This window comes from Bacillus cereus G9842, from assembly GCF_000021305.1.
GTDB lineage: Bacteria > Bacillota > Bacilli > Bacillales > Bacillaceae_G > Bacillus_A > Bacillus_A thuringiensis_S.
The window spans coordinates 3,693,021-3,705,876 of record NC_011772.1; the positions used below are offsets into that span (position 1 = coordinate 3,693,021).

The window sequence follows — 12,856 nt, forward strand, 5'->3', positions numbered from 1 at the left end:
TCAATATGAAATATTGCATAGAAGTAAAGTTAAAAAATCATTCACATATACTAAATTAGAAAAATTTAAAGGAACTTCATCTGAAGTTCCCTTTGCTTATTTTATGTTCAATACATATGAACCATCTTTATTCTCATATTTATAGACGTATAAATAATATTTTCCTGGCTTTGCATTATAAGTTCCTTTAACTACATTTCCTTCATTTTCACCATATGCTACATAGTTATTTAAATCTGATTCATGATGAAGTACCCATGTCATTCCGATATTTTGTTCATTTAGTAGAGAAATATTAATATTTTCCGGCGAGTCAATTTGGAAAGTAAATACATCTACTCTATCACTATTATGTAGCGTTCCTTTCACCGGTGTATGAAAGTTAACTTTATTTGCCTGTCTAGGCTCATTATTTGGTTCATTTTCTGTTACTTGTAATTCATTCCCACCGTTTAGTTTTCTTTGTTCATAGCCTAAGTTTACTAGTATAGACTTCAAATCTGGTAAAACACCAATTTTATCTGCATATGGATCTTTAGATTTTGTTCCTGTGCTCTGGTTGCTTAATATTGCTCTTAGTTCACTAGGTCTATATGGTTGTCCTAAATTTTCTTTAGCAATGCTTTGTACTAAAGTCGCTGCCCCAGCAATAATTGGCGAAGCACTAGATGTTCCGCTAAAGCTTGAAGTATAAAGATTTACAGCACTTCTACTTTGCTCGGCTGTAGTTGTATCTACATTTTCTCCCCATCCGTACACATCAATACGGCTTCCATAATTCGAAAACCACATACGTTCATGAGGGAAAGATGAAGAGCCAGCTCCTACCATAATTGCACCCGAATCTTTAAAATCTTTACTATTACGATTTAAGACTTGCTTACCCTTTCTATCTTTGAACTGATCTAAATCATTCCACCCATTTGCTCCAGCCTCTATAATTACAATTCCCTTATCTGTACCAGCACGAATTGCATCAAAAATATCTGGTTGTACTTCAACAGGTAAATATTTATCACCATATCCATCAAAGGATGCTTGCGCCTCTAACAATAAAACATCCCCAGCTTCTAACTGATTTACAGCGCTTAATATTGCATCAGCCGTATTATACTGTCCGTTATCTCTTATTTGAGAGATAACCTTTGCTTTCGCTTTTGGCGCAATCCCAATATTCCCGACTTCATTGTCCTCAGAGGATACAATTCCTAGTACAGACGTCCCATGACCGACATGCTGATTTATATTTCTTCCAGACATTAATTCAATATTTTGATGTAATAAATCCTCATGATTTAATAGCCATCCGTATTCCATATCAACAAAAGTGATACCATTTCCATTACCGCCTTGAACTCCCCAGGCGAAAGGCGCATTAATACCGTATGGGGCTGCTTCAAGATAACCTTGTTTTTTAAATCTAGGATTTTTATTAGGATTAAGAGCTACACTTGATGATTGCACTTCAGGTGGCATTATTTTCTCTTGTTTCTTCATATACGCATCTTCTATTAAAGAAGATGCCTTTAACTTATCTACTATTTCTTCTTCATACCCACTATTTTGATTTTGAAGAATATAGTAGTTTAATAAACTTGTAGATACATGATTAGGTGCTTTCACTTCAAGGTTTTGTATTTGTTCCGGGCTTACAGATGTGAATAAACGAGTAAATGTTACATCTGGATATTCTGTCAAAAGATCTTTTATTACTTTATCATTCGTTTGAGATTGTATTTGTTTTTCAATACCATCTTCATATGGAAAATCCAAATCTGCTTTAAATTTTACAATGATTTGCTTATCTGTTTCTTGTTCTATCCCTAATTTACTCTGCTGTTCTATAGAATCAGCATGTACACTATTGATAGTACCTCCTGTTCCTAAAAGTGTTGTAATGATTACAGTTGACGCATACATTTTTTGAAATATTTTCATTACATCAATCCTCCTATTAATAATTATTAATCATTATATTAATCTATAATGATTTTATTTCTATAACGTATTCCCTTTCTACTAAATAGATTATAGTAATCAGAAATATGAACTTCAATGTATTTTCATATGCAATATTTCATATTCTGACTCTACACTACACGAATATGAAACTTATAGTGATTATTTATTTTATATGTGCTAATATACTTACATTAATATATTACGCATATACACATTCTGAACTACATTACTTAATAGTTTCACCTTAATTTTTTCTTAGGAGGATTTACAATGAAATTACTAAAAATAAAACATATAATCCCTTTATCCGCGGCTGCAATTACATTCGTATGTAGTCAAAGTACAGCTGAAGCTTCTACCATTCATACAGTAAAAAAGAACGATACACTTTGGGGCATTAGTAAACAATACGGAGTTTCAATACAATCCATTAAACAGGCTAATAATAAAGGAAACGATAAAACCTTTATTGGCGAACAGTTACATATTCCAGGGTCCGTGAAATCAAATGAAATCACTGTTCCTCAAAACGCCAAGCCTGCGAGCATTTCTGGACAAATTATTTATCAAGTACAACCGGGGGATTCATTAGAAACGATAGCAAAGCGTTACAATGTCACCGTCCAATCTATAAAACAAATTAACAATACAGTCGGAAACAAGCTTTATACAGGACAACATTTAAAAATTAACTCAAGCATTTCACAAAAAGAAAAAGACTTAATGGCACGCTTAGTTACTGCTGAAGCAGGTGGCGAATCCTATAAAGGAAAAGTAGCAGTAGCAAAAGTTATACTAAATCGTGTAAATGCAAAAGGTTTTCCAAATACAATAACAGGTGTTATTTATGAACCTATTAAATACGGATATGCATTTACTCCTGTTACAGATGGCAGAATTAATCAGCCTGCAAGTGCAGAAGCAAAAATGGCTGTAGAAGAGGCTATCTCCACAAATGGAGTACATTCTGACTGGATTTATTTCTACAATCCAAAAACATCAACAGACAAGTGGATTACGACACGTCAAACAGTAGCAGTAATTGGTAACCATGTGTTTGCTAAATAAGATTTAAAATCATTAACAGACCTCTTCACTTAAAAGGTCTGTTTTTTTCTATGTAAGATGTTATTAATCATATGACATAGTGATTTTTCAAACTATTTCTTCTTTCAAATAAAAATTTTTGTATTTACTCCACCACTCGGAGAAGTTAATACAGCATCAAGTTCAAAAACTCCCACTTTATTAATAAAAGCTATTTCTTAACTTCATAAAATTGTTATACACTAGAAAAATAAAAAACAAACTATTCGTTAGCAGGTGAAAGAATATGTATGATGTTACAATTATCGGCGCTGGAGTAAGTAGCATTTTTATGGCTTATTCACTAGCTAAAAGTAACAAAAAAGTTTTAATTCTTGATAAAGGTAAAGCGCTAGAAGATCGCCATTGTCCTTTAGACGAAGGAAAAGTGTGTAATTGTACTACATGTGATAAATATTTCGGGTTTGGTGGTTTAGGAAGATCTGAAGGGAAATTTAATTATACAAACGGATTTGGCGGAGAACTTGAGCAAAAAGTCGGTAAAGAGGGCTTTATACAGCTCATGGCTGAAGTAGATGAAATTCTATGTCAGTTTGGTGGAAGTTCTGTCTCAAAATATTGTACTGAAAATTCAAGTCTCACTAAAAGAGCTGAAGCGTGTGGTTTACAAATGCTAACAACAGAAGTAAGACATCTTGGTACTCCCCTTTCCAATAACATTTTTCAGCAGCTCTATGAATTTTTACTGACGAAAATAAAGATCAAATTTCAAATAGATGTACAACATATTCTGAAACAGGAAGATTATTTTACAATAGAGACAAATCAAGGAACAGTTCAAACTAAGCAACTAGTATTTGCAACTGGGCGTTCAGGGGCCGATTGGTTAAAAGAAATATGCAGTTCTCTAAGTATTTCTCAGGAGCAAACACGTGTAGATTTAGGAATTAGAGTAGAAATGAAAGAACATCAATTACGTTCTATATTAAAAGATACTTTTGAAACAAAACTTTCTTATCAAGGTGAGCATTTCACAGCAACTACTTACTGTATGAATCCAAAAGGACGCATCATTCGAAAGTACGAAGAAGGTTTAGTTATGCCTGACGGTCAAAATTTTCGAGAGCAAGGAACTGGCACTTCTAATTTAAACTTCACTTTATTTATTCCTCGCTATTTTCCAACTCTCAAAGAAGCAAATGTATACGCAAGTTCAATTATTAAAGGCATTAACCAAGGACGAGATCGGATTGTTATACAGCGCTTAGAGGACTTATTAAAGAAACAACCTACGGCGAAAAACAGCATGGAACATAATCGTATACAACCTACACTACAGGGGGATTATGGAGATTTGAATCAAGAAGTTCCTCAATTATATATTGAAGGGCTGAAAGAATTTTTATTACGTTTAGAACAATTTATACAAGAGCCTATTGATCAACATACTTTACTATATGGAATTGACGGAAAGTTCTATGCTCCTACGATAAAAATCAATAACTCTTTTGAAACAAGTGTGCATGGACTATTTTTAGTTGGAGATTGTTCCGGCGTCACTCATTCCTTATCTCAAGCTGCTGCAAGTGGTCTGTATGTTGGAAAGTACTTATCTGACATTTAATTTCTATCATTAAGATGTCAGTCAAATATTTTCAATTCCAAAACACTTTTACTTATATATAGTAAAAGTGTTTTAATAATCCCTCCTATCCTTCCCGGCTAATGATTAACTGGCAAAGAAACGGAATTTTACAAAATACATATGTAACATAACTGTATATTTAAAACGATTGACATTCAATTCTAATAAATTGAATGTCAACAGTTTTAAAAGTCTCTATCCATTTTCACTTTCATTTGTTCGATATTTTGTAACATCATCATAGTGTTTAATATGGTAGGATGTCTATAAGTCAATTTCACTACAACTATGACTTGTTCTGCCCGTTTCTCAAAAAGAGTTATATTTATGCTACTACGCTTTAAAAATCCCCATTGTATGTATATGAATACTTCAAATTATTCCCTTTAGAAAACATAATCTAAATGGTTCATTAAACTCTAATAGTTATAAAAACATAATATATAACTTCAATTAAATAAATTGTATAAAGAAGGTGTAAAAATGAAGAATAAAATAAATTTACAAATGCAAAATATAAGTTTTGTTATAATAATGGCTTTAGCAGTATGGTTAAAAACATATCTTATTACGCGATTCAGTTTTGATTTAAAAATTGAGTCTTCAACGCAAGAGCTTATTTTGTTTATTAGCCCTCTAGCCGCATCATTAGCATTTGTTGGATTAGCATTATTTGCAACTGGTGAAAAGCGAAATTATATAGCGCTATGTATTAATTTCTTATTAACGATCGTGCTTGTTGGAAATGTAATGTTCTATGATTTTTATAGTGATTTCGTTACATTACCAGTACTTGGACAAACCTCAAACTTTGGCCAATTAGGCGGCAGTATTATAGAGATATTAAACTACAAAATTATACTCGCATTCGTAGACATTGTTTTCTTCTTTATTTTATTAAAAAAGAAATCATTGGTCTTTAAAACAGAACGTGTAACTCATTCTACACGCTTGTTATACTTTCTTTTAACGATTGGTGTATTCTTTGCGAATCTACAGCTTGCAGAAAAAGAGCGCCCTGAATTATTAACGAGATCATTCGACCGGGTAATGCTTGTCAAAAATTTAGGCTTATATACTCACCAAGTATATGACTTAACACTGCAAGTAAAAGCTGGGTCACAAAAAGCACTTGCTGATAGTAGTAAATTACAAGAAACTGAAAACTACGTAAAAGCAAACCAAAGCGAGCCAAACCCTAATATGTTTGGTGCAGCGAAAGGAAAAAACGTAATTGTCGTCACTCTTGAATCCTTGCAGACCTTCTTAATAGGCGCATCAGTCAATGGGCAAGAAGTTACACCATTCCTAAATGAATTCATAAATGAAAGTTATTACTTTGATAACTTTTTCCATCAAACTGGTCAAGGGAAAACATCCGATTCTGAATTTCTAATCGATACGTCGTTGTATCCATTAAATCGAGGGGCTGTATTCTTCACACACGGTAACAATGATTATACTGCGACTCCAGAAATTTTACGTCAGCAAGGTTATTTCACTTCTGTATTCCATGCGAATAACGCAACATTTTGGAATCGTAATATTATGTACTCCGCTCTTGGTTATGATCGTTACTATAATGAGCTTGATTACAAAATTACGCCAGAAACAAATTTAAATTGGGGATTAAAAGATATCGAATACTTTGATCAATCAGTAGATATATTAAAAACTGTTGATCAACCATTCTATGCTCGTTTCCTTACTTTAACAAACCATTATCCATTCACGTATGATGAAGATACAAAATTCATTGAACCATACAACTCTGGTAATGGCGTATTCGATCGTTACATCGTAACTGCACGTTACTTAGACGAATCAATTAAAAAATTTATTGAGCGTTTAAAGGCCGAGGGAATGTATGATGATTCTATTATTGTGTTATACGGTGATCATTATGGCATTTCCGAAAAACATAATCGTGCAATGGCACAGTTTTTAGACAAAGATCAAATAACAGAATTTGATACTTTAAATTTACAACGTACACCTTTATATATTCATATTCCTGGACAAACAGAAGGTCAAACTATTTCAAAGCCTACGGGACAAATCGATATGAAACCTACTATTCTAAATTTATTAGGTGTTGGTTCTACGAATGATATCCGTTTTGGCCATGATATGTTTTCAGATGAATATACTGGCTTTGTTGTTTTACGCGATGGTAGCTTCGTTACAGATAAGTATGCATACAAAAACAACACTTTCTACGACCGTATAACAGGGGAAATTGTAGATTTACCAAAAAAAGAAGCTCAAGCCCTCATTAAACGTGCACAAAATGAATTACGAATGTCTGACAAAATTATTGAAGGCGATTTATTACGCTTCTCAGAAAGTAATAAAATTAAAACTGGCGAAGTACAAACTAAAATTAAAGAAACAGAAAAATAATCTATATATGAAAAAGGAGCAACTTATTACAATTGCTCCTTTTTACTTTCTTATAACACATCAGATTTTTCATATATAAAATCTGATGTGTTTACTTTTATTCTACGCTTGTTTCTAAAGCTACATCCGTATAGGTATTATCATCACCTATATTTAAAATTACTTCACATTGACGCAATCTCAATTCAAAGAGCATGATAGAATCATGATAGATTTCAGGATTTGATTTCATCTTATGTAATATCTCTTGTTTTTCTTGTATTTCTAAATGCGTGTTTTCTACAGCTTGCTTTAAGGAGTTAAATGGATTCCTAAAGAATATATTAATATCTCGCTCTTGTGTGTTTTCAAACAGCTCAAATTGCAAGAAAAATTTCTTCATAATAGAAGCCGTTACTTCAGTATAATCTTCATTTTCTACATACTGTTTGTATTTGTTATATAGCATAGATTTATTTTTAGGAAGAACTCCAAATAATTTACCGGCACTTTTCAACAAAAATTGTGCTGGCGTAAATCGACGTAAAATATTTACTTCATCCATTTGTATTCTAGTCGTCATCCTGTCAGTATCTCTGCGCCAGTCATCAAGCACTTTAAAATCACATTCTAACTGTATTCTATTTTCTCCAAATAGTGAATTAAGCCCTTCACTAAGTTCTTCTAAATACGTTTGACTTTGAAGAAGCTCATTATTAGAAGTTGCAATCCAATTTTGCATAGAAAGAGCGAGATTAGGTAATACAGTTTGTTCTAAATATTTATGCACTTTTTCATTCATTGCTTTATTTAGTTCCGTATCCATGTGCCCGAAATCACTTTCTTCACTAATTAAATTAGAACAGCTCTTTAATATCTTCGGAATATTTTCAGTAAGATCATTTGTAATTTCAGTCTTCATTGAACGATATGATTGTGTAATGAAATGAATTTTTTCCCTCTCAAATGCAGTAAGGTTATTAATGCTACCGTTTAGTTTCACTAGCATATCTTCATTCCAATTAATAGCATCTACTAGATTATTTTCTTTCTCAACACGTTTATCCAAAAGATATGTAATTGTTTTTCGAATGAAAAATAATAACTTTTCAGTACGTTCTGCATCGATATTTTTATGATTAAAGTTAAAATGAATAAACTCAGTTAAATCATTTAATTGTTTACTACTTGTATATAACGAGGAATAAGGGAAAATTCTCGCATGCGGGAAATATGTGTTTATTCTCGTTGCCGTATCATGTAATACCCTTTTCACTTCTGCTTCACTGTAAATGTTATCGATTTTATTTAATAAGAAATGAATTTGTAAATTTGGCGTATGTTCTTGAATACTTAATAGAATGTCACGTTCTTTGTCAGTAAAAGGTGAATCCGCATTCAATACGAACAGTAATTCGTCTACAGAATTTAAATATTCGAATATCTCATCTCTAGTGTCGTTATTCCTATTAAAGCCAGGTGTCACTACAAATGTAAGTTTATTTTCATTTAAAAATCTGCATGGTAATTTAAATTCAACACACGCTCTATCTCTATATGTTTGATGGTGCTGAGACATCATATTATGGTAATCAGAGACATCTTCCGTTGTTGTAATTGCTGAGTCTGTTATAGCGTTTATTTCTATATGAGCATCATTTTTTAAAACTACTACATTTGAAATTGATTTTTCTAATATGTTTTCTCCTAATATAGAGTTAATAAATGTAGTTTTTCCATTTCCTGAAGTTCCCGTTACTAAAATACGATTTGTTCTTAAATCTGCGAGTTCGTCAACTAACCATTTAAATCGGTGACCTATTTCTATATTGTGCTTTTGTGCCCACTCTGTAATAGATTCAAAAAGGTGTAAGCTGTACTCTAAGCCATTTACATGATTAATAGAATGTGACAGTAAGTTTTCCGCATGCTCTATATTTGCTAAATCTATTTTGGAAGGGAAAATCTCATCCCATGCCAATACAGCTGCAGATGGAAATACAGCATAAGATGGATTAACTACTTTTAACCAATTTGCTAACAGATTGGGTATGATATCGTTTAATTGTCTAAGCGTATATTGACCTTGAATTAATGCAAAGTAAGTTTCTTCGTAAAAAGCAGAAACTTTGTTCCATATATCGGACGAATGTATTTCAATATGTAAGAAAAATTCATTTATTGTATTAAGCCATAATAAATAATTTTGTTCATCTTTATAACTGTTCCAAAGTGATGAAACCATTTGCGTAAACTGTACTTGATCTACATTATTTAATGTAGCTAATGCATTATAAAAATAATCTGGTGAAATATGTTTAGTAAACCCTTTATCAATATATCCTTTTAATACCTCAAACCACGGATACGATTCTATTCGAATTAACTCATTCACAGCAAGCTCTACTGCACTATCAAAATCTTGCTGTTCCTCATAAAAGGAACGGGCAATTTTTGTGACATTCGGATAATCAGGATTTAAAGAAACTGCTTCTTTAATAACACCGAAAGCTGAGTCAAAATTATTTTGCTCAATGTAAAGAGAAAGTAATTGTAGTCTAATTTCAATCATCAATATTTTATTATCAGTAGTAATAGAAGTATAAATATTTTCAGCATATGATAATTGATTAAGTTCGAAATAAGCATCCGCAATATTTTTTTGTGCCCATGGTGCTAATTCATTACTAACCTTCTCCCATTTAAAAATAGCTGCTTCAAAATCTTGATGACGATAATAAAATTCACCTTGTGCAAAACGAATATAAGACCCATCAGAAATCTCATTTTTTTCATCGTTTACATAAGCTTGTCCAAGTACGTCAAGAGTTGGTTTTGTTTCATTCTCCATTAGGAATGTTTCATAATACATCTTTTTTATTAATTGTTTTTCTAATCTCATCTTTTCCCCCACTATATCTTGAAAATACATTTTTAAGATATACCAATACTTTTTGTATGTATGCTTTTTATCTTAACAAAGAATATCTTTTGGAAAATTTCATTTTCCTTTCATTTTTCAAGTTAGATTGAATTTTTATGAGAAAAGTTTCAGTTTTTTTTCAATTCCCTTTCAGTTATGAAACAGCATTAAATGTTCCTAATAACCTAATAATACTATAATATTCCACATTATATTATCAAGAAAATCTCATATAAACCATATTATAAAAACAATCTATATTGAATTTATATGCATTATTCACTGCGCTGTCAAACAAAAAAATAACAATAGGAGCCAACGGCTATTCATACCATTTCTTTCTCAAATTATTTTCCTTTAAAAGGCTTCAGTGGTTATGTAATTAAATTCCATTAACCTATATAAATAACTAGTCCAAAAAAAATCTATATGCATATCATGTTATAGTAAAGAATTTAGGAAATCCTAAAAGGAGGCATTTTCATGTTTGAAGATAAATCTAAAATAAATTACCCATATGAATTTACTGAAACCACAACAGTTCCTCTAAAGAACCCCATTGATAAAAAATTCAAGAACGGCACAGGTACACATAACTTTCCAATTAAGAAACACTACAAAGAGCAAGTTCTATACACTGAAAAAATTAATAATAATAAAAATAAATAATCGTATAGATCCTTATGACAATTAACCAAATAAGAATCAATATTAGGCCATGCATAGTTATGTCTTTAATAATGTAAAAATCTTCATTATACTATTCATGCACCTTTTAAAAAGTGCTGTATACAGCGCTTTTTTATACATAGATAAATATAAGCTAACGCAGCCAAGAAATAAACTGCAAAATTACTTCACCATATTCTCGTTTAACAATTAAATCTACATATTAAAAGGGAGCAACAGTAAATGTTGCCCCCTTTTGAAATGTAGTTTATTCACTCTACATAACCCTCTTAAACATCTTCTCCAACTCATAAGTAGAATGATGCACAAGAATCGGTCTTCCGTGCGGGCATGTATACGGGTTTGTTGTTGTACGTAGTTCTTCCAGTAAAGCAAATATTTGATCGTTCGTTAAATATTGATTCGCTTTAATCGATGCTTTACAGCTCATCATGATGGCTGCTTCTTCACGTAATTTTTTAATATCAACTTTTTTTAGTTTAACAACTTGCTCCATCATTTCATCGATAATTTCTGTTTCTTGTCCTTTCGGGAACCACGTTGGATGTGAGCGGACGATAAAGGATTGATGGCCAAATTGCTCCAAGAATAGACCGACTTTTTTCAGTTCTTCTAGTTGCTCTTCAACACGTAAAAATTCAGTAAGAGATAAATCGATACGGTACGGTACAAGCAGTTCTTGTACTTCTTGCGCTACCCTTCCTACTTTATCACGGAAGTATTCATAATTAATACGTTCCTGCGCGGCATGTTGGTCAATCATATATAAGCCTTTATCATTTTGAGCGAAAATATATGTTCCATGCATTTGTCCAATTGGATAAAGTGGCGGTAAGTCATTACCGTTCATTTCAATCTCTTTTATTTCCTGAACTTCTTCTTCCAATTCCTCTAATTCAAAGTCCTCTTCATTACTGTCCCACGATTTTTCTTCTCGAATTGGTTCTTCCATTATCGGTCTAGTAGATGGCTGCCAACTTTGTTCTTCTCTTACGAGCGACTGTGGTGGTTGCCATTCTTGTTTCGGCGGTTGCCACAGTTGTGCTGGCTGTTTCACAGGCAGCGGTTCTTCTTGTTTTTCATCCATGCCAGTTGGTAAAACAATGTCCGGCATGGATGGTTCTTTCGGCTTCGCATGCTCAAACTGGAACTGTTCTTGCACACTCTCGTCTTTTTCTTTTTTCTTCGTTGTTACGCCTGCATCTGGAATGAGCTGTATTTTTTTAAATGCAGCTTGCAATGTTTCTTCGATAAGCTTTAGCAATTCTTGTTCTTTACTAAAACGAACTTCTAATTTTGCAGGATGTACGTTAACGTCAACAAGCATTGGATCCATTTCAATCGATAAAAATCCGATTGGATATCGTCCGACTGGCAGTAATGTATGATATCCTTGCTGAATTGCTTTCATTAATACAAAGTTTCGAACGTAACGGCCATTTACGATTGTTGACATATAATTTCGAGATGCTCTCGTTACTTCTGGTAATGTTACATAGCCTGTAATTGTGAAATCTAAAGATTCAGCTTCAATCGGAACAAGTTTCTTCGCAACTTGAATGCTGTAAATCGATGCAAGTACTTGTCTTACATCACCATTACCTGACGTATGAAGCAATTTCTTTTCATTATGAAACAGCTTTAACGATACTTCTGGATGTGACATTGCAATACGATACACAATATCTGTAATATTACCAAGCTCTGTATGAATGGTTTTCATATATTTAAGACGCGCTGGTGTATTAAAGAATAAGTTTTGTACTGTAATATCTGTTCCTTTTCGGCTCGCGGTTTTCTCTTGCTTTATAATGTCTCCACCTTTAATAATAAGGTGTGTACCAGGTGCATCACCTGTGCTAGTGATTAATTCTAATTCACTAACTGAGGCGATACTCGGCAATGCCTCACCACGGAAACCGAGTGTTCTGATGCGAAACAGATCGTTTTCATCTTTAATTTTACTTGTCGCATGTCGTTCAAAAGCTACGATGCAATCTTCTTCTGCAATGCCATCTCCATTATCAATGATGCGAATTTTCGATAAACCAGCTTCTTCTAAGTGGATTTCAATAGATGTACTATTCGCATCGATAGAATTTTCCACAAGTTCTTTTACGACTGAAGCAGGACGCTCTACTACTTCTCCTGCCGCAATTAAGTTAGAGAGTTGGTCATCGAGTTTGCGAATTTTCCCCATCTACTTA

7 protein-coding genes are annotated in these 12,856 nt (G+C 32.7%); 4 read left to right on the forward strand and 3 right to left on the reverse strand.

Annotated elements, in window-relative coordinates; genetic code table 11:
• Positions 1-96 precede the first annotated feature (96 nt).
• Positions 97-1,938, reverse strand: a complete 1,842-nt coding sequence (locus BCG9842_RS18455) for a S8 family peptidase (RefSeq protein ID WP_000689210.1) — start codon at positions 1,936-1,938, stop codon at positions 97-99.
• Positions 1,939-2,232: 294 nt separating this feature from the next.
• Between BCG9842_RS18455 and BCG9842_RS18460 the strand changes: the two genes are divergently transcribed.
• The 3 genes from BCG9842_RS18460 to BCG9842_RS18470 all read left to right on the forward strand — a co-directional run bounded on the left by BCG9842_RS18460 (position 2,233) and on the right by BCG9842_RS18470 (position 7,057).
• Entirely contained in the window at positions 2,233-3,030 is a 798-nt protein-coding gene (locus BCG9842_RS18460) for a cell wall hydrolase (protein ID WP_000771008.1), read from the forward strand.
• Positions 3,031-3,295: 265 nt separating this feature from the next.
• Positions 3,296-4,633 (forward strand): NAD(P)/FAD-dependent oxidoreductase, encoded by a 1,338-nt coding sequence (locus BCG9842_RS18465; RefSeq protein WP_000272409.1) that lies wholly within the window; start codon positions 3,296-3,298, stop codon positions 4,631-4,633.
• A gap of 504 nt (positions 4,634-5,137) precedes the next feature.
• Positions 5,138-7,057, forward strand: a complete 1,920-nt coding sequence (locus BCG9842_RS18470) for an LTA synthase family protein (RefSeq protein WP_000791036.1) — start codon at positions 5,138-5,140, stop codon at positions 7,055-7,057.
• A 97-nt stretch (positions 7,058-7,154) separates the two neighbouring features.
• Here the strand turns inward: BCG9842_RS18470 and BCG9842_RS18475 are convergent, their stop codons facing one another.
• Complete coding sequence (locus tag BCG9842_RS18475; RefSeq protein WP_001235296.1) at positions 7,155-9,938, reverse strand: dynamin family protein; 2,784 nt, start codon at positions 9,936-9,938, stop codon at positions 7,155-7,157.
• 504 nt (positions 9,939-10,442) lie between these two features.
• On the opposite strand from BCG9842_RS18475, the gene BCG9842_RS18480 reads away from it, so the two are divergent.
• Positions 10,443-10,628, forward strand: coding sequence for a hypothetical protein (locus tag BCG9842_RS18480; RefSeq protein WP_000461138.1), 186 nt, complete (start codon positions 10,443-10,445; stop codon positions 10,626-10,628).
• Positions 10,629-10,905: 277 nt separating this feature from the next.
• On the opposite strand, the gene mutL is transcribed toward BCG9842_RS18480, so the two are convergent.
• A complete protein-coding gene (gene mutL, locus BCG9842_RS18485) occupies positions 10,906-12,849 on the reverse strand; it encodes a DNA mismatch repair endonuclease MutL (protein WP_000516486.1) in 1,944 nt (647 codons plus the stop codon).
• Positions 12,850-12,856 lie beyond the last annotated feature (7 nt).